The 18,845-nt window shown below is 75.3% G+C and carries 15 protein-coding genes; 7 read left to right on the plus strand and 8 right to left on the minus strand.

What is annotated here, in order from left to right; all coding sequences use genetic code 11:
* Positions 1-121: 121 nt before the first annotated feature.
* Positions 122-1,000, plus strand: a complete 879-nt coding sequence (locus ACSNN9_RS22520) for an aminoglycoside phosphotransferase family protein (RefSeq protein ID WP_436675253.1) — start codon at positions 122-124, stop codon at positions 998-1,000.
* 62 nt (positions 1,001-1,062) lie between these two features.
* Here the strand turns inward: ACSNN9_RS22520 and ACSNN9_RS22525 are convergent, their stop codons facing one another.
* Complete coding sequence (locus tag ACSNN9_RS22525) at positions 1,063-1,872, minus strand: Fpg/Nei family DNA glycosylase (protein ID WP_436675254.1); 810 nt, start codon at positions 1,870-1,872, stop codon at positions 1,063-1,065.
* Positions 1,873-2,138: 266 nt separating this feature from the next.
* Between ACSNN9_RS22525 and ACSNN9_RS22530 the strand changes: the two genes are divergently transcribed.
* The 4 genes from ACSNN9_RS22530 to rocD all read left to right on the plus strand — a co-directional run bounded on the left by ACSNN9_RS22530 (position 2,139) and on the right by rocD (position 7,969).
* The gene (locus tag ACSNN9_RS22530) at positions 2,139-4,055 is read left to right on the plus strand and encodes a ricin-type beta-trefoil lectin domain protein (protein WP_436675255.1); all 1,917 of its coding nucleotides are present in this window, start codon (positions 2,139-2,141) and stop codon (positions 4,053-4,055) included.
* A gap of 477 nt (positions 4,056-4,532) precedes the next feature.
* Positions 4,533-5,378: a thrombospondin gene (locus ACSNN9_RS22535; RefSeq protein WP_436675256.1), complete on the plus strand. Its 846-nt coding sequence runs from the start codon at positions 4,533-4,535 to the stop codon at positions 5,376-5,378.
* 564 nt (positions 5,379-5,942) lie between these two features.
* Complete coding sequence (gene ddaH, locus ACSNN9_RS22540) at positions 5,943-6,758, plus strand: dimethylargininase (protein ID WP_436675265.1); 816 nt, start codon at positions 5,943-5,945, stop codon at positions 6,756-6,758.
* Entirely contained in the window at positions 6,755-7,969 is a 1,215-nt protein-coding gene (gene rocD, locus ACSNN9_RS22545; protein WP_436675257.1) for an ornithine--oxo-acid transaminase, read from the plus strand. The genes ddaH and rocD overlap by 4 nt, the downstream gene beginning before the upstream one ends.
* Before the next feature lie 64 nt (positions 7,970-8,033).
* Here rocD and ACSNN9_RS22550 read toward each other — a convergent pair whose 3' ends face one another.
* Both ACSNN9_RS22550 and ACSNN9_RS22555 read right to left on the minus strand, forming a co-directional pair.
* Positions 8,034-9,185: an FHA domain-containing protein gene (locus ACSNN9_RS22550; protein ID WP_436675258.1), complete on the minus strand. Its 1,152-nt coding sequence runs from the start codon at positions 9,183-9,185 to the stop codon at positions 8,034-8,036.
* Positions 9,182-9,475 carry a 4a-hydroxytetrahydrobiopterin dehydratase gene (locus ACSNN9_RS22555; RefSeq protein WP_436675259.1) on the minus strand — a complete coding sequence of 98 codons (294 nt, stop codon included), beginning with the start codon at positions 9,473-9,475 and terminating at the stop codon, positions 9,182-9,184. The genes ACSNN9_RS22550 and ACSNN9_RS22555 overlap by 4 nt, the downstream gene beginning before the upstream one ends.
* 199 nt (positions 9,476-9,674) lie before the next feature.
* Between ACSNN9_RS22555 and ACSNN9_RS22560 the strand changes: the two genes are divergently transcribed.
* Entirely contained in the window at positions 9,675-10,451 is a 777-nt protein-coding gene (locus ACSNN9_RS22560; RefSeq protein ID WP_436675260.1) for a hypothetical protein, read from the plus strand.
* A gap of 57 nt (positions 10,452-10,508) precedes the next feature.
* Here ACSNN9_RS22560 and ACSNN9_RS22565 read toward each other — a convergent pair whose 3' ends face one another.
* The 5 genes from ACSNN9_RS22565 to ACSNN9_RS22585 all read right to left on the minus strand — a co-directional run bounded on the left by ACSNN9_RS22565 (position 10,509) and on the right by ACSNN9_RS22585 (position 17,753).
* Complete coding sequence (locus ACSNN9_RS22565) at positions 10,509-11,558, minus strand: fatty acid desaturase family protein (RefSeq protein WP_436675261.1); 1,050 nt, start codon at positions 11,556-11,558, stop codon at positions 10,509-10,511.
* 152 nt (positions 11,559-11,710) lie between these two features.
* The gene (locus ACSNN9_RS22570) at positions 11,711-15,529 is read right to left on the minus strand and encodes an SCO7613 C-terminal domain-containing membrane protein (protein WP_436675262.1); all 3,819 of its coding nucleotides are present in this window, start codon (positions 15,527-15,529) and stop codon (positions 11,711-11,713) included.
* 47 nt (positions 15,530-15,576) lie between these two features.
* Entirely contained in the window at positions 15,577-15,897 is a 321-nt protein-coding gene (gene cutA / locus ACSNN9_RS22575) for a divalent-cation tolerance protein CutA (RefSeq protein ID WP_357088067.1), read from the minus strand.
* 9 nt (positions 15,898-15,906) lie between these two features.
* Positions 15,907-16,923: a 1-acyl-sn-glycerol-3-phosphate acyltransferase gene (locus ACSNN9_RS22580; RefSeq protein ID WP_436675263.1), complete on the minus strand. Its 1,017-nt coding sequence runs from the start codon at positions 16,921-16,923 to the stop codon at positions 15,907-15,909.
* Positions 16,923-17,753: a patatin-like phospholipase family protein gene (locus ACSNN9_RS22585; protein WP_358081287.1), complete on the minus strand. Its 831-nt coding sequence runs from the start codon at positions 17,751-17,753 to the stop codon at positions 16,923-16,925. Before ACSNN9_RS22585 ends, ACSNN9_RS22580 begins: the two co-directional genes overlap by 1 nt.
* Positions 17,754-17,941: 188 nt before the next feature.
* Between ACSNN9_RS22585 and ACSNN9_RS22590 the strand changes: the two genes are divergently transcribed.
* Positions 17,942-18,845 (plus strand): serine/threonine-protein kinase (locus tag ACSNN9_RS22590; RefSeq protein ID WP_436675264.1); only part of this gene is annotated, 904 nt, incomplete at its 3' end.

Genomic DNA, 18,845 nt, shown 5'->3' on the forward strand with positions numbered 1-18,845 from the left:
GATCAAGAGGTTCGCGTCCGGTTCGATCTCCGTGGCGGGACGGAACCTCTTGATCACCGAACCGGGGGCGGGCGGCGGAATCGGTGGTGCGGACCGCGCGGTCACGGTCCAGGATGGCCGGATGGATTCCGAACTCCTGATCCCGGACGGGCTGGGGTGGGTGCGGGGCGTGCCGGCCGGGCGGGAGTGGCTGGCGGCGCTGCCGGAGCGGCTGGCCGCCTGCGCCGCGCGCTGGTCGCTGCGGCTCGGGCCGCCCTTCCCGTACGCCTTCGCGTCGCTGGCCCTGCCGGCGGAGCTGCCCGACGGCACGCCGGCGGTGCTCAAGCTCCAGTACCCGGACCCCGACAGCGTGCACGAGGCCACGGCGCTGGAGCACTGGGCCGGGGTGGGAGCGGCCCGGCTGCTCGCGCACGATCCGCAGCGGCGGGCGCTGCTGGTCGAGCGGTGCGTGCCCGGCACGCCGCTGCACGCCCTGCCCGCCGACGCGGCGCTGGACGTGGCGGTCGGGCTGCTGCCCCGGCTGTGGCGACCGGCCGGCCCGCCGTTCACCCCGCTCGCCGACGAGGCCGCCGGCTGGATGGAGCGGCTGCCGGCGAACTGGGAGCGGGCCGGCCGGCCGTACGAACGGCGGCTGCTCGACGCGGCGCTGGGGCTGCTGGCGGACCTGGTCGGCAGCCAGGGCGCGCAGGTGCTGGTCAACCAGGACCTGCACGCCGGCAACGTGCTGCGGGCGTCCCGGGAGCCGTGGCTGCTCATCGACCCGAAGCCGCTGACCGGCGAGCGCGAGTTCGGCGTGGTGCCGCTGGTCCGGGGCGCGGAGCTGGGGCACTCGCCGGACGCCGTCCGGCACCGGCTGGACCGGCTCAGCGCGGAGCTGGGGCTCGACCGGGAGCGGGTACGCGGCTGGGCGATCGGGCAGACCCTGGCCTGGAGCATCGGCGAGGGGAAGGTCTTCCCCAACCAGGTGGAGGTGGTCCGCTGGCTGCTCGCAACCGGGTGACCCCTGCGGCGGCGTGGCCGGGGGCGCGGGCGGCGGGACCCGTGCGGCGTGGCCGGAGGGCGTCAGCTCCGCTGGCAGGTGGGGCACCAGTAGAGGTTGCGACCGGCCAGCCCGCCCCGGCTCACCGGCGTGGCGCAGACGTGACAGGGCTCGCCGGGGCGGCGGTAGACGTACACCTCGCCGCCGTGCCGGTCGACCCGGGCGGGCCGGCCCATCGCCTCGGGCAGGTGCGCGTCGCGGACGGTGTCGATCCGGCCGCGGTCGACGGCGAGCCGCATCAGCGCCACCAGGTCCGCCCAGAGCGCGTCCCAGCCGGCGCGGGTCAGCCGCCGACCGGGCAGCGTCGGCGGCAGCCCGGCCCGGAAGAGCGCCTCGGTGACGAAGATCAGCCCGGTGCCGGCCACCACCGACTGGTCGAGCAGCAGCGCCGCCAGCGGGGTCGGGCTGCGGGAGATCCGGGTGTACGCCCGGTCGGGTTCGGCGTCGGCGCGCAGTGGATCGGGGCCGAGCCGGCCGCGCAGCGCCGCCACCTCGGGTGGGGTGAGCAGCTCACAGGCGGTGGGGCCGCGCAGGTCGAGCCAGTGCCGGTCGCTGGTCAGCCGCAGCCGCACCTGGCCAACCGGCTCCGGCGGCTCCCCGGCGCCGTCGGCGAACCTGCCGTAGAGCCCGAGGTGCACGTGCAGGGTCAGCTCGCCCGCGTGGTGGTGCAGCAGGTGTTTGCCGTACGCCTCGGTGGCCTCCAGGACGGTGCCGGAGAGCCGGGCCGCGCCCTCGGCGAAGCGGCCCTGCGGGCTGGCGGCGTGCAGCTTGTCCCCGCCGAACAGTTCGGCGTGCCGCGCCGCCAGGCGGTGGATGGTGTGTCCCTCTGGCACGGGTGCCAAGGATAGCCAGCGCGTCCGGCCGCGACCTGCGGGCTTCGGTCGCCCCGGGAGGCGACCCGACGGCGTCAGCCCCGGTGCTGCCTGACGTCGACACCCGATCGGGCAGATTCATTGACTTCTATTACGAAGGAATATTAACTGGTTCCCACGGAGGTCCGGACGAGTCCGGGCAATCCGTGACACAAACGCGTCTGTCACCGGCCGGTTCGCGCACGTCCGCACATCTCCCCCATCGCCGCGCGAGAGGAAGCCACCCGATGCCCCCCACCCCCGTACCCGCCACAGTGGGCCACCGCCGACGAGCCCGAGGCCGAGTCGCGTCCGCCGGGCTGCTCGCGCTCTGCACCGCCGTGGCCGCCGCCACGGTCACGCTTCCGGCACCGGCCTCCGCCGCCAACGAGCCGGTGAACGTCTGGCTGACCACCACCACGGACCCCGGTGGCCGCCAGGTCAGCCGGGGACTCCAGCAGCAGGCCCCGCTCGCCTTCGCCCCCTCCAGCGGCGGCGCGACGCACACCGTAACCGTCAACGAGAACACCCGTTACCAGCAGTTCGAGGGCGGCGGCGCGTCAATCACGGACACCACCGCGTACCTGTTCCGGGGCGGGCCGATCAGCGCGGCCACCCGCGACGCCGTGATGCGCAAGCTCTTCTCCCCGACCGAGGGCATCGGGCTCTCCTTCGTCCGCAACCCGATCGGCGCCTCGGACCTCTCCCGCCCGGGCAACGTCTCCCTCGACGACACCTGCTGCGACCTCAACGACTTCTACAGCAACGGCTACGACACGGACGTCCGGCTGCTCACCGCCCAGGCCCGGTCGCTCAACCCGGCCCTGCGGGTGAAGGGGGTGCCGTGGAGCGCCCCCGGCTGGATGAAGGACAACGGCCGGATGGACCAGATGGGCTGGCTCAAGTGGGAGTACTACCCGATGTACGCCCAGTACCTGGTCAAGTACGTGCAGACCTACCAGGCCGCCGGAATCCCGGTGAACTACCTGTCGGTGCAGAACGAGCCGAACTGCTGCAAGCCCAACGCGCCGACCGAGATGAACTACCCGGGCATGAGCTGGAACGGGTCGGGGCTGGTCGAGTTCACCAAGAACCACCTCTACCCCGCGCTGCGCGCCGCCGGCCTCGGCACCAAGGTCCTCGTGCACGACTGGAACTACGGCGACTACTCCGGCTTCGGGGCGGTGCTGCTGGCCGACCCGGGGATCCGCAACGATCCGCTCTTCGGCGGCATCGCCTGGCACGGCTACTTCGGTGAGCCGACCGTGGGCACCCAGGTCCGCAACCAGTACCCGTCGGTGCGTCAGTTCAGCACCGAGCACTCGGGCGGCACCTGGATCGGCAACCAGCACAACGAGGACCTGGCCGACATCGTCAACTACGCCCGCAACCACAGCAGCAGCCTGGTCAAGTGGAGCCTCGCCCTCAACCAGCACATGGGCCCGCACAACGGCGGCTGCGACGTCTGCACCGGCCTGGTCACCGTGCAGGAGGGCGGCCCCCGGGCCGGCCAGGTCGACTACACCGTCGAGTACTACACCACCGGCCACCTGACGAAGTTCGTCCGGCCCGGCGCGTACCGGATCGACTCGACCGCCAACGGTGCGGTGCCGAACGTGGCGTACGTCAACCCGGACGGCTCCAAGGCCCTCATCGCGCACAACGGCGGCACCGGCACCCAGTCGGTCAAGGTGGTCTGGGGCGGACAGTCCTTCACGTACTCGCTGCCGGCCCGGACCACGGCCACCTTCACCTGGTCGGGCAGCCAGTCCGGCGGCGGCCGGACCGGCCCGATCGTCGGCCTCGCCGGCAAGTGCCTCGACGTCGCCGGGGCCAACAGCGCCGACGGCACCGCCGTCCAGCTGTACGACTGCAACGGCAGCGCCGCGCAGCAGTGGACGCTCGGCGGCGACGGCACCGTACGGGCCCTGGGCAAGTGCCTGGACGTGCGGGACAACGGCACCGCCGACGGCACCCGCACCCAGCTCTGGACCTGCACCGGCGCGGCGAACCAGCGGTGGACCGCGACGGCGGCCCGCGACCTGGTCAGCGTCAGCGCGAACAGGTGCCTGGACGTGGTGGACAACAACCCGGCCAACGCGACACCGACACAGATCTGGACGTGCACCGGCGGCGCGAACCAGAAGTGGACGGTGCCCGCCTAGTCCGGCGGCCCACGGGTCCCGCCACGCACCCCCGCCCCGCGCGACGGGACCCACGGACCACCAGCGGGCCGCGCCGGCACCGCCGCTGCCGACGCGCCCGCCAGGCGGCCGGTTGGCGGGTTCGCCCCCGCCGGCCAGGAGCCGAGCCGTTGTAGTGTCCGGCGATGCCGAGGGTCACCGGACGCAGGCCACCGTCCGCCTCGCGCAGCCCCACGAGGACGGCGTCCACGCCCTTGAGGCTGGCGCCGGTGACGCGCAGTTGTAGTCGTAGAAGCCCGCGTCGGAAACGTAGCAGCGGTCATCTCCGTCGCCGGAGCGCCCGGCCTGCGGCGGGCAGCACCGACGAGATCTCCGGCGGGCCGCCGGCCCGGCGCGCGTGCCCCCCGTGTCGGAGAACGACCGCCTGGGTATTGCAGACGCGTACCGCGTGGGCGGCGTAGATCCATCGGCCACCACGCATTCATGAGGAGGTGTGTTGTGGTCAGGATTCCTTCGCTGTCGCGCCGGTCTGAAGAAACGCCGACACGGGACGAGAACCTCGACGGCCGCGTCGACGGCCGCGACGCCCCGGTCGACACCGGCCCGGAGGGCGCGACGCGGACCGACGCGGACCGGAGCACCGCGCCCAACCGTCCGGTGGTCACCGACCGGGACGGCGAGCAGACGACGTACCGCAGCAGCGCCGTTCCCGGCGCCGCCGGGCGGGACGGCGACGCCGAGCGGCGGGCGGCCGAGCGGGCGGCCGTCGCCCGGGCCGCCACGGCCCGTCCCACCGACGACGACTCCCGACGCGCCCCCCGCGGCACCGAACCCGACCCGACCCTCGAACGGACCCTCGACGGTCGGACGACCGACCTGGACCGGAACGCGACGGCGCTGGCCGCCCGGGCGGACCGGGACCGCACCGAGGAGCGCCCGCTCGACCGGGACCACGCCGTCGACCGCGACGGCGACGGCGTCCCCGACCGCGAGCCGGAGCGGCCCGTGGTCGCCGGCCCGAAGCCCCGGGCCAGCCTGCTCGCCACGCTGGGTCTGATCGTCGGCGTGGCCGGGGCGCTCTTCGTGCTCACCGGCACCCTCGCGGGGTACGGCATCGGGCTCGGCGCCATCGGCGCGGTCCTCGCGGTGCTGGGTCTGATGGCCACCCGCCGCCGGCACATCGCCGGCAAGACCGACGCGCTGCTCGGCATCGCGCTGGGCCTCGGCGCGGTGGTGCTCGGCGTGCTCGCGATGACCGGCCAGTTCGACTGGCCGACCACCGACGGGGACTGGGTGCAGCGGTTCCGTGAGTGGCTCGACTCACAGTTTGTGGACCGCTTCTAGCGGGCACTGTCCGGCTCGCCGGCGATGCGCCGGCAGCGCCGGTGGTTCACCGGCGACGCCCGACCAGTCTGGTGGTTCACCAGCCGGGCAACCCTTGTTCGGGGGCGGCGGTTCGCCGCCCCCGAAGTGGTTTCCCAGTTCCCCGCGCCTTACCGTCGCGCCTGCATCGCGGTCGCGTTGCTTCGCCGTCGCGCCTGCATGGCCGTCGCGCTGCCTCACCGTCGCGCTGATTCGCCGCGCGCTGATTCGCCGCCGCGCTGCCTCGCGGTCGCGCTTGCCTCATCGTCACACTGCCTTGTCGCGCTGCTGACGCGGTCGGGGCGCCCCCGGCGCCGGCAGGGTCGCCCCGGGGCGGGGCAGCTCGATGCAGCGCATCGCCGCTCTCCGGGTGCCACACCGCAACAGATCGCCTCCTTCAAGGTCGGATACGCAACGATCGGCCGTTCGACGCAAGCATCGCCGGTGGATTCCGCCACCCCCGGCCGCATAACGTTGAGCAACGGCGCCAGCCCGTGGGCCGAAGGTGGCCGGGCGCGCCCGACCCCTGGGAGCAGGACAATGACGATGGACGCCACCAGCCAGCGCTTCCTGATGTGCCGGCCGACGTACTTCGCCGTCGACTACGCCATCAACCCGTGGATGGACCCGACCGCGCCGGTCGACGTCGACCTCGCCGTCCGGCAGTGGGAACAGCTGCGGCAGACCTACCGGGACCTGGGCCACACCGTCGAGGAGATCGCTCCGGTGCCCGGTTTGCCCGACATGGTGTTCGCCGCCAACGGCGGCACGGTGATCGACGGCAAGGCGATGGCCGTGCAGTTCCGCGATCCGCAGCGCGCCGACGAGGCCCCCGCCTACCGCGCCTGGTTCGAGGCCGCCGGCTTCGAGATGCACGACCCGAAGCACGTCAACGAGGGCGAGGGCGACATCCTGCTGGCCGGCGACGTCCTGCTGGCCGGCACCGGCTTCCGCACCGCGCACGCCTCGCACGCGCAGCTCCAGGAGGTCTTCGGCTACCCGGTGGTGACCATGCAGCTGGTCGACCCGCGCTTCTACCACCTGGACACCGCGCTCACCGTGCTCGACGAGCGGACGGTGGCGTACCTGCCGGAGGCGTTCTCGCCCGGCAGCCGGGCCGTGCTGCGCCGGCTCTTCCCCGACGCGGTGCACGCCACCCTGGCCGACGCCGAGGTCTTCGGGCTGAACGCGGTCAGCGACGGTCGGCACGTGGTGCTGCCGGCGCAGGCCACCGGCCTGGCCGCGAAGCTGCGCGACCGGGGCTACGAGACGATCGGTGTCGACCTCTCCGAGCTGCGCAAGGCCGGCGGCGGACCGAAGTGCTGCACGTTGCGACTCCGTCAGGGAAAGGCGAGCCAGTGATCGACGACATGCTGCGGACGCCGGAGGCGATCCGCGACGCGGAGCGGTGGACCGCGCACAACTACCACCCGCTGCCGGTGGTCATCTCCTCCGCCGAGGGCTCCTGGCTGACCGACGTGGACGGCCGCCGCTACCTCGACTGCCTGGCCGGCTACTCGGCGCTGAACTTCGGCCACCGGCACCCGACGCTGATCGCGGCCGCGCACGCCCAGCTCGACCGGCTGACGCTCACCAGCCGGGCGTTCATCCACGACCAGTTCGCCGACTTCTGCCGGGAGCTGGCCGAGCTGTGCGGCAAGGACCTCGTGCTGCCGATGAACACCGGCGCCGAGGCGGTGGAGACCGGCATCAAGGTCGCCCGCAAGTGGGGCTACCAGGTCAAGGGCGTCGCGCCGGGGCAGGCCAACATCGTGGTGGCCGAGGGGAACTTCCACGGCCGCACGACCACCATCGTCAGCTTCTCCACCGACGCCGACGCGCGGGCCGACTTCGGGCCGTACACGCCGGGGTTCACTGTCGTGCCCTACGGCGACCTGGCCGCGCTGACCGCCGCGATCGACGAGAACACCGTCGCGGTCCTGATCGAGCCGATCCAGGGCGAGCAGGGCGTCGTCGTGCCGCCGGAGGGCTACCTGCCGGGCGTACGCCGGGTCTGCACGGAGCAGAACGTGCTCTTCATCGCCGACGAGATCCAGTCCGGCCTGGGCCGGACCGGGCAGACCTTCGCCTGCGACCACGAGGGCGTCACGCCCGACATGTACCTGCTGGGCAAGGCGCTCGGCGGCGGCATCGTGCCGGTCTCCGCGGTGGCCGCGAACACCGACGTGCTCGGCGTGCTCAGGCCGGGCCAGCACGGCTCCACGTTCGGCGGCAACCCGCTGGCCTGCGCCGTCGCGACCGAGGTCGTCCGGCTGTTGGCCACCGGCGAGTTCCAGCGCCGCTCGACCGAGCTGGGCGCCCGGCTGCACGCCGGTCTCCGGTCGCTGGTCGGCAAGGGCCTCGTCGCGGTGCGGGGCCGGGGCCTGTGGGCCGGCCTCGACATCGACCCGACGCTGATGAGCGGCCGGGAGGCCTGCGAGCGGCTCGCCGAGCGCGGGGTGCTCGCCAAGGACACCCACGGCGCCACCATCCGGCTCGCCCCGCCGCTGGTGATCACCGAGGAGGAGATCGACCACGCCGTCGCCCAGCTCGCCGCGGTGCTGGCCGGCTGAACCCCGTACGACGACGGCGGGCGTCGGGACCACGGTCCCGGCGCCCGCCGTCGTTTCCCGCCGATCAACGCGGCAGGCGCATCGCCATCGTGGGAGCCTCGGCCATGACCGAGGTCGGCGTGTAGGGGGCGCCGGCGGGAAGCTCGTCGGGCCGGCCAATCTGCACGCCGGGATAGAGCTCCACCATGTCGCCCTCAGCCAGCACCCGGGACTGCTGTGGCGCCAGCGGGACGCGGTCGGCCTCCGCCATCGACCCGCCCGGGCGGATGCCCGAGCCGTTGGTGCTCACGTCGGTCACGATCACCTCGCCGACCCGCAGCTCGAACCGGACGTGGCTGCGGCTGATCCAGCGGCGCGCCTCGTCGTTGAGCCACTGCCCGAGGACGATCCCGCCGACCTGGTCGGGCGCCCGGCCCACCACCGCCGGCTGGTCCTCGGTGAGCACGAAGCGGCGCCGGATCAGCCCGCCGACCCGGACGGCGAGGACGGCGCTGCGCGGTCGCGGACCGCCGTCGCCGAGCCGGGTGCCGTGCCGGGGGCAGGTGGGCGCGCCGCCGCGCAGCGTGGGCGGCGGCTGGCCGGCGGGGCTGCGCTCCACCACCCGGGACAGATCGGCGAAGGCCCCGCCGCCCCCGCCACCGCCGAAGAGCGCGCAGCCGGGCTCCGCGCAGCGCCACTGTCGGGAGAGCAGCTTCACACCGGCCGGTGACCGGTCACCGGCGACCGGCGTGTGCCCGCCGCCGACGTGGGCGATGAAGACCGGCCCGCCGGCGCCGGGCACCGGGGCGAGCACCCGGCCGGCCTGCTCGACCAGCCACGGGTAGCGCCCGCGCAGGCCGTCGGCCCGCACCCGGGTGAGCACGGGCAGCCCGAGCAGGTCCGCCACCTCCAGCATCCGGTCGCCCGGGTTGTCGAGCACCTCGACCAGCCCGTCGTCGGCCCACCGGCGCACCACCATGCGCTCGTTGGAGGTGAGGTCGGCGTCGGAGAGCAGTGCCCGGTGGACCACCGCGTAGACCGGGATGCTGTCCTCCTCCAGTTCCCGGGCGAGCGCGTCGATCACCATGCCGAGGCGGAGCAGGCTCGCCGGCCGGCCGCCGTCGAGATCCTGGTAGCGGATCACCTCGGCCAGGTCGACGACGGCCCGGGCCAGCGACGGGTCGGTGCTGACCCGGCCCTCGATGGCGTCCAACACCTTGCTGATCTCGAATCTCATCGGACGCTCCCCACGATCTCGTCGATCCGCCGCGCCAGTTCCAGGTCACGCCGGGTGACCCCGCCCACCGAGTGCGTGACGCACCGGAAGGTCAGGGTGCGCCAGCGGATGTCGATGTCGGGGTGGTGGTCCAGTTCCTCCGCCGTCACGGCGACCCGGTCGACCACCGCGATGGCCTCCGGGAAGCTGGCCAGCTCCACGGTGCGGGTGATCCCGGCGGGGTCCCCCGACCAGCCCGCCAGCTCACCCAGCTCGTCTCGCACCGCCTCGGCGGTGAGCACGTCTGCCATGGGGAGACCCTACCGGGACCGGGCTCGACGACGCCGGCCAGCGGCGGGAGGTGTGGCCGACCCGGCAGCACGGCGGCCGGCAGCCGCCACGGTATAGACGGGCGGCTGTGGACCGGCGGGGTTAGGCTGACCGGCGGCCCGGTCGGGGCCGCGACCGGGTCGTCGCCCCCGACCCACCCTGCGTGAGGAGATTTCCACGATGAACACTCGACGGCTGGCGACCACGGGGGTCGCGCTCGTCGCCGCGCTCGCACTCGGTCTCACCGGATGCGGCACGAAGACGGACGCGGACGCTCCGGCCGGCAACGGCGGCGCCACCACCGGCGCGGCACCGGCCAGCAGCGCCCCCGCCGACGCCCGCGCCGAGCTGAGCGCCGCCGCGCAGAAGCTGAACCAGCAGAGCGTCAAGATGCAGCTCAAGTCGTCGGTCATCACCGGCAGCGGTTCGATGGACCCGGCCACCAAGACCGGCGACATGACGATGAAGATGGGCGCGCAGGGCACCTTCCGGATCCTGCTGATCGGCAACGACGCCTACCTGAAGATCACCGGCATGCAGGGGATGCCGAAGAAGTGGCTGCACATGGACGCCACCAAGCTCGGCAAGAGCGGCCAGCTCAACCTGATGCCCGAGGGCGACCCGGGCGGGGCGAAGCAGATGGTCGACAGCGTGGTGGACGCCGAGAAGACCGGCCCGGGCAGCTACTCCGGCACCCTCGACTACACCCGCACCAAGGCCGACGACAAGGCCATCCAGGCCCTCGGTGACAAGGCCAAGGCCGTCCCGTTCACCGCCCGGGTGGACGACCAGGGCCGGCTCGTCGAGTTCGCCATCGACACCCAGGTGCTGCACGAGTCGCTGGGCACGATGATCACGACCTACTCGGACTTCGGCGCCCCGGTCACGGTCGAGAAGCCGGCCGCGAGCGACACCCAGGAGGCCCCGCAGGAGCTGATCGAGTCCATGGGCTCCTGAGCCCGACCGCACGGAAAACGGGGGCGGCGCCGGTCGGCGCCGCCCCCGTCGTGCGTCTCAGCCGCGCAGCGGCCGGCCCACCTCGTGCAGGTGCGCGAGCGCCTGGCGGTACGACTCGACCAGCCCCGTCTCGGCGTACGGGATGCCCTGCTCGGCGCAGTAGGCGCGGACGATCGGCTGGGCCCGGCGCAGGTTGGCCCGGGGCATGTTCGGGAACAGGTGGTGCTCGATCTGGTAGTTGAGCCCGCCCAGCGCGACGTCGACGATCCGGCCGCCCCGCACGTTGCGGGCGGTGAGCACCTGCTTGCGCAGGAAGTCCAGGTCGTCGTCGGCGGTGGGCATCGGCATGCCCTTGTGGTTCGGGGCGAACGAGCAGCCCATGTAGAAGCCCCACAGTCCCTGGTGGACGGCGACGAAGAGCAGCGCCTTCACCGGCGACATCACCAGCAGCAGCGCGCCGAGGTAGCCCACGGCGTGCAGGGCCAGCAGCAGCGCCTCGACCTGGCGGTGCCGCATCGGGGTGCGGAACCGGCCGTCGGAGTCCCGGCCCACGATCGCCTGCACGCTCGCCACGTGCAGGGCGATGCCCTCCAGCAGCAGCAACGGGAAGAACAGCCACGCCTGCCGGCGGGCCAGCCGGCGGCCGAACCCGCGCGTCGCGGCGGCCTGCTCGTACGTCCAGACCAGCGCGCCGGCCCCGACGTCGGGATCCTCGTCGGTGTGGTTCGGGTTGGCGTGGTGCCGGTTGTGCTTGTCGACCCACCAGCCGTAGCTGAGCCCGACCGCCAGGTTGCCGGTGAGCAGGCCGATCGCCTCGCTCGGCCCGCGCCGCCGGAACATCTGCCGGTGCCCGGCGTCGTGGCCGAGGAACGCGACCTGGGTGGTGGCGACGGCCAGGAAGACGGCCACCAGGAGCTGCGCCCACGAGTCGCCGACCAGGCCGACCGCCGCCCAGCCCGCCGCGAAGACGCCGAGCGTGAGCACGATCCGGGTCACGTACCGTCCCGGGCGCCGCTCCAGCAGACCCGCCCCGCTGATCCGTCGGGACAACTGCGCGTAGTCACTGCCCCGCCGTACCGGCGGGTCCGCCACCGCTCCGAGCACCATTGCGGCTCCCGTTCCCGTTCCTCGATCCCGGACGGCGCCGGTCGGCGCGCCCTGCGTCCAGTCTCCGGCCAACGGTTGCGCTGAGTAACCCTGCCCACCCCCGCGTCGGGGGTAGTGCGAGCCCTACCCCCGACGCTCGCGAGGGGTGGTGGTCAGCCCATCCGGCCGACGGCGGCCCGGAGCCGGGCCAGGTCCCGGCGGCGCCGCTCGTAGGTGGTGGCGAGCCCGATCAGCGCGAACCCGCCGACGGCCAGGAAGATCCACCGCGGCAGCAGGTCCCAGCCCCGGACCAGCTCGTGCAGCGCGAGCAGCGCCAGCGTCACCCCGCCGAGCAGCACCGGCGCCTGCCAGCGGCGGGTCGCCCCGGCGAGCACCGCGCCGAGCGCGGCGACGCCCAACAGCAGCCGCCGCCACGGCTGGGGGTCGGGGGCCACCAGCACCGACACCAGGCTCGGCAGCAGCGCGGCCGCGAGCCCCGGGCCCAGCGCCAGCCAACTGGTCAGCCCAGGCCGGCTACGCAGTGCCACCACGCCCGCCGCGAGAGCCAGCGCCGCCGCCGGCACCGTGTACGCCTCCAGCACCGCCACGCCCCCGGCGGCCAGCAGCAGCCAGCCGCCGAGCAGCTCACTGCCGCCGGCGATGCCCGCGAAGGCCCACCGCCGGCCCGGCGACTCGCCCCGGCGCAGCACCCGCAGCGCGACGGCGGCGCCCCACAGCACGCAGACCGCCGCGGCGTGGCGGAGCGAGCCCACCGCGAGCAGCAGTGCGACCAGCGCCACGGCCTGGGCCGCCGCGTCCAACGCCGCTGCCGTGGCCCGCCCCCGCCGGACCGGAGCGGCCGACGTCGCGCCGACGGGACCGGATGACGCCGGACCCGCCGGACCGGGCCACGCCGCGCCAGCCGGACCGGGCGACGCCGGACCGACCAGGGCGTCAGACGCCGGACCGGACAGAGGCGGCCCGGCGGGCGTCCGGGGGCCGCCGAGCACCGCCGCGGCGGCCAGGGTGAGCACCGCGACGGCGAGCACGCTGAACGCGGCCGTCCGCACCGGCAGCCCGCCGGCCAGCGGCGCGACGACCGCGAGGCCCGTCGCGGCGGCCACCGCGACCAGGGCGCCGCCCAGCCGGGCGTCGTCCCGGCGGGCCGCCACGGCGACCACCGTCGCCGCCACCACGAGCACGCCCAGGCCGGCCATCGTGCCCGCCCGGGTGGGCAGCAGCCCGAGCAGCCCGGACGACGCCAGCACCAACCCCACCGGCACCCCGACCGGGGCGAGCAGCGGGCGCGGCGGGGCCAGCGCGGCGGCCAGCACCACGGCCACTCCGCCGAGCAGCGCGACGACCGGCAGCACCGGCCACGGCAGGCCGGCGGCCACCAGCAGCACGGGCAGCGCGGTCGCGGCGAACGGCAACGCGACCAGCGCGGCCCGCCACCAACCGGCGTCCGCCGACGAAACGGCGCCCGCCGGCAGCGGGCCGGGCCGCGCGACGCCCCGGCCCGGCCGGCCGACCAGCACCCCGGCCACCGCCAGCGCGGCCAACGCGAGACCCACCGGGAGCGCCCCCGGATCGGCCGCCACCGTGGGCACGCCCGACCAGGGCGCCACCTCGCCGTACGGGGCGACGAGCGCCGTCAGCGCCACCGGCGCGGCGGCGGCGACCGAGACCACGAGCAGTACGACACCGGCCACCCGCAGGGCGACGTCGGAGCGCGCCGCACCGCCCAGCGTCGCGAGCAGGACCGCCACGGCGGCGTAGAGCGTCACCGGTTCGTCGGCCGGTACGACCACCGGCGCCAACCCGACCGCCGTGACCGCCACGGCCACCCCGACGGAGGCGTACGCCCGCAGGTCGGGCCAGTGCCGGCGGACCGCGAGCAGCCCGACGGGCAGCAGCGCGACGGCGGCGAGCGCCGCCCGCGCCTGCCACCAGGCCGGCGCACCGGCGGCGAGGAGGGCGACGACCGCGCCGGCCGGCGCCGCGAGCGGCACGACGGCCAGCGCCGCCCCGGCCACCCCGCGCTGCACGGCCGTGCCACGCCGGCCCGCCGCCGCCACCGCGATCCCGGCGACCAGCACCACCGCGAGCGCCGCGAGCGCCCCCGCCGGGGCGGCCAACCCCACGACCAGGCCGTGCCCGAGCAGGAGGGTCCCGGCCACCCCCGCGGCCAGGACCGTCCAGGACCGAATGCCCGGGCGCCCCACCGCGACGGCCAGCAGGCCCACCGCCGCCGCCAGGTCCAGGGCCACCACCGCGGGCCAGGGCGACGGCCAGCCGGCCGGCACCGCCAGCACGACGGCCGCCGCGCCGACCGCGGCCAGCGCCGGCCGGGCGGCCCCCGGCAGCAGCAGCCCCAGGGCGGCCACGGTCAGCGCGATCACCACCGGCCCCTGCCATCCCTGGTCGAGGTCGGGCCCGGGAGCGGCCCCCCGCCACGGCGGCAGCGACCGGCCGGCGGTGGCGCCGGCGAACGCGACGGCCAGCAGCACGGCGAACTGGGCCGTCCCGCCGGCCACCAGCAGCGCGCCCGCGCGGGGACCGGTCCGCCACCCGGCCGGCAGCAGCCGGACCGCGCCGGCCAGTGCCACCACGACCAGCGCCGTGAGCAGCGGCGACAGGCTCAGCTCCAGGATCGGGCGGATCAGCGCGCCGGCCAGCACCGGCACCAGCAGCGCGGCGGCCACGGCGCGGAACACCGCCCCGCCGGTGAGCAGCGCGGTGCCGAGCAGCGTCAGCGCCACCAGCAGCAGGGGCGCCCCGGCCAGCGGCGGGATGCCGGCGGCCCGGCCGAGCATCAGCGGCACGAGCGCGCAGCACGCGGCCACGAACAGCGCGCCGCCGTGCCCCACCCAGGCCAGGACGCGCCCGGCGACGACCGCCGGACGCTCCCCGGCCGACACGGGCGTCGGCGCCCCGGACCCGGCCGGCGCGGGCGTCGCACCACCCGGGGTCGCGGCGCCGGCCGCCATCGCGGCGCCGGTCGCCGGACCGCCGACGGTCGTCGTGCCGGCCGTCGGGGTGCCCCGGCGGCGCAGCGCGACCAGCACCGCCAGGTCGATCAGCGCCACCCCCAGGAAGGTCATCGCCCAGCCGGCGGCGTCCGGCCGGGCGTCGCCGACGAGCAGGGGCAGCACCGGCTGCGCGGTCACCAGGGCCGCGAACCACGGCACGGTCAGCCCGCTGAGCCGGGCGTACCCGGCGGCCACCGCCGCGCCGGCCCCCCCGACCAGCGCGGCGTAGCGGGTGGCGGGCCAGTCGGCCACGCCGGCCAGGTCCACCGACCAGGCGGCGTACCCGTCGAGGAGCACCAGCAGGAGCCCGACGGCGGCGAACGTCTCCGCGGTGCCGCGCAGCCCGCGGCGCACCGCCACCAGCGGCGCGGCCAGGGCGAGCGCGGTGAACGCGAACAGGATCAGCGCGCGGCCGGCGACCCCGACCGCCGCCCAGGCGACCGCCGTGAAGACCACCGCGGCGGTGCCCAGCAGCAGCCCGCCGAGGACGAAGAGCAGGCCCTGCACCGTCCGGGTGGAGGTCTCCGCCCCGCCCGCGCCCGCCGGCGCGGGGACCGGAGCGACCGGCCCCCGGCCCGGCCACGCCGCCGGCGGGGTCACGGCCGGCGGTGGGGTCACGGCCGGCGGTGGGGTCAGGGCCGGCACCGGGCGGGCCGGCACCGAGGTCGCGGGCGCCACCGGGCGCGGGGGCGCGGGCGCCGACGGGCGCGACACGGGGAACTCCGCCCGGACCGCGGCTGCCAGTGCCGCCCGGCGCTGCCGGGCCGCGCCCAGCCGGTCGGCGAGCCCCTGGTACGCCGCGCGGGCCCGCTCGACCTCGCCGCCGAGCGCGACGATCTCCCGGTCGAGCCGGACCACCTCGGCGGCGGCCGGGTACGGCGGCCGGCCGCACCCGGAGCAGCCGGAGCCGAGGTCGGCCGGGGCGCCGCAGGCGGGACATGGGTAGCCGGTGTTCTGCACCCGGCCATCATGGTGGCCGGGAGATCACCTGAGAAGAGTGCGGGTACTCAGGGCCGGGTGTGCTCGTGCACCCAGGTGGCGTAGCCGGGGTCGCCGCTGTCCACCCGGGTCACCAGGATCTCGGGCACCTCGTACGGGTGGCTGGCCCGGATCTGCTCCACCAACGCGGCGGCCCGGTCCGGCGCCGTCTTGAACTGCACCGACCACTCGGTGCTGGTCTCCACCCCGGAACGCCACCAGTAGGTGCTGTCCACCTGGCCGCCCACCTGCGCGCAGGCCGCGAGCCGACCGGCGACGGCCGCTGCCGCCATCACGTCGGCGACCGAGCGGGCGTCCACCACCGTCGTCACCACGCAGATCTGGTCCACCAGCGCACCCTACGCGGCACCGTCCCGATTGGCCGCGATCCACTCGTCGATCCGGGCCCACCAGTCGAAAAGCCAGTCGATCCGCTCCTGGCGACCGGCGGGCACCTCCTCGGGCGGCACCGACCAGAAGCGCATGGTGATCCGCTTGTCCATCGGCAGTTCCCGCCACACGTCGCCGACGGTGAGCATCCGGTCCAGGCCGGTGTGCGCCACGAAGATCACCCCGGCGTCGGGCGCGGCCTCCAGCGCCGCGAGCAGCCCGCCCGGCTGCGGGGCGAGCACGTGGCGCATCCGTTCGGCACGCCGCGCCATCCGTTCCAGGCCGAGGCCGCGCAGCTTCTCGATGGCCCGCAGCCGGCGGCCGGGGGTGAAGTTGCCGCCCTCGGGGAAGATCACGAACGCGTCGTCGTCGTCCAGGCCGTGGGCCAGGTGCCCGATCTGCTCGGTCAACGATCCCCGGCCCTCGGGGCCCGGCGCGAGGAAACGGTTGGGCAGCCGGTTGAGCAGCACGTCGACCGCCGGATCCCACTGGAGGCTGTCCTTCAGCACGATCCGCGGCTCCCGGTTGAACCAGTTGACCAGGGCGTGGATCAGGATGAACGAGTCGCCCGGGCCGGCGTGCCGGCAGAGCACCAGCTCGGGCCGGCCGGGCAGCGCCGTGTCGGGGTCGGTGCCCACCACGTCGATGCTCAGGTGCAGCGCCCAGCGGGCGTGCCAGAAGAGCGCCCGCAGGAACCAGCCGGCGAGCACGTAGTGCGCCCGCTGGAAGGCCGGCGACCGGACCCGCCAGCCGAAGCCGGAGGCGACCCAGAGCAGGAAGAGCGCGAGCAGCGCCGTCGCGTCCCAGACCAGGTAGACGCAGCCGAGCCAGAGCAGGCGCAGCGGTCGCAGCCGGCCCGGGACCAGCGGCGAGGCGGCCGCCGCGAGCAGCGCCCACACCGGCAGGGTCGTCACCACCAGGAAGGCGAGCAGCACCACGCCGGGGGCCAGGAGCAGCCGGCGTACCCACTGCGGCGGCAGGGGCATCAGGGTTCCAACTGCGTCGCCAGGTAGCGCCGGGAGGCCGTGTAGGCGCGGCTGATCCGCCGCCCCACCGCCGCCATGTCCCGGTACGCCCACGGCGTGTCGTCGCGCGGCTCCAAGCCGCCGGTGGGCAGCACGTGCACCTCCACCCCGTCGGGCAGGGCCGCCATCTCCCGGGCGAACCGGTGCCGCCGGGCGATCTCGAACGCGACCTGGGCGATCTCCCAGGGCCGTCGGGGCGGGGTCAGCTCCCGCTCGATCCGGCCCACCTGGAGTACGAAGATCCGCGTGGCGCCCACGGCGACCGCCTCGCCGATCGGGATGGAGTTCACGATCCCGCCGTCGACGTAGTGCTGGTCGTCGATCCGGGCCGGCGGCAGCAGCCCCGGCACCGAGGCGGAGGCGAGCACGGCCGGCACCAGCGGCCCGCTGTCGAACCAGTGCTCGGCGGCGCGCTCGATGTTGGCCGCGCAGCAGCGGAATGGCACCTGGAGATCGGCGAAGGTGGTCTCCGCACCCAGCTCGGCCTCCAGCAGCTTGCGCAGCGGGCGGGGCGAGTGCAGGTGGGTACGGGCGGCGAAGCGGCGCAGCTGGCGGGCCACCGAGTCGCCGTACACCTCACTGGCCTCGGGTGAGGCCCAGAGCCGGACCAGCCGGTCGGTGACCGCCTCGGACGGTTCGGCGGCGACCAGCGCGCCGTTGACCGCCCCGATCGAGGTGCCGAGCACCACGTCGGGCCGGATGCCGGCCCGGAACAACGCCCGCAACATGCCCACCTCGACCGCGCCGAGGACTCCCCCGCCCCCGAGCACGAACGCCACCGGTCCCGACATGGCTTCATCCTGGCACGGGCGGGAAAGGGGCCGTCCGGGGCGGCCCGGCGAGGTGGCCGGGGGTGGCACCGGCGGCCGGGCCCCGGGTTCCGCCCGTCGGGGTTCGGCCCCGGAAGTAGCCGACCGTTGACAGGCCCGACACATTCGCGCAACCTGATAGCGCTCCCACAGCGAGGCAGGTGCGATCCGTGAAGCCAGCACTGCACCCCGGCCGGTTGCTGGCCCGCCGGTACCGGCTCGTCGACCAGATCGGCGCCGGCGGCATGTCGGTGATCTGGCGGGCGCGCGACGAGGTGCTCGACCGGGTCGTGGCGCTGAAGGTGCTCGCCCCGTCGCTCGCCGCCGACGCCCGCTTCCGCGACATGGTGCGCGAGGAGGCCCGCGCCGCCGCCCAGCTCGTCCACCCGCACGTCACCTCGGTGCACGACTACGGCGAGACGGTCGCGCCCGACGGGTCCATCACCTCGTTCGTGGTGATGGAGCTGCTGGCCGGCGAGGAGCTGGAGGTCCGGCTCACCGAGGGGCCGCTGCCGTGGGCCGAGGCGGTCGAGGTCGGCGCCCAGGTGGCGGACGCGCTCGCCGCCGCCCACCGGCTCGGCATCGTGCACCGGGACATCACCCCGGCCAACGTGATGATGACCCGGTCGGGGGTCAAGGTGCTCGACTTCGGCATCGCCACCCGGATCGGCGCGCCGGACGACGACGAGGACGGGGGCACCTTCGGCACGCCCGCGTACGTGGCGCCGGAACGGCTCGACGGGGCGCCCGCGCAGCCGGCCACCGACGTGTACTCCCTCGGCGTGCTGCTCTACGAGGCGCTGTCCGGTCGGGTGCCGTACCCGGCGGACACCTGGGAGCAGCTCAGCGAGGCACTCGCCGGGGAGGGTCCGCCGCCGCTGGCCGAGATGCCGGGCCTGCCGCCGGAGGTCGCCCGTACCTGCCTGCGCTGCCTGGCGCGGGACCCGCTGGAGCGGCCCACCGCCCGCCAGGTCGCCACGGTCCTGCGCGACCAGTTGCTCCCCGCCGACCCGCAGGCCGCCACCATGCTCGCGCCGACGGTCACCCTCCCCACGCTGCCGACCCCCCCGACGA

The organism is Micromonospora sp. URMC 107 (assembly GCF_051386315.1).
Classification (GTDB): Bacteria; Actinomycetota; Actinomycetes; order Mycobacteriales; family Micromonosporaceae; genus Micromonospora.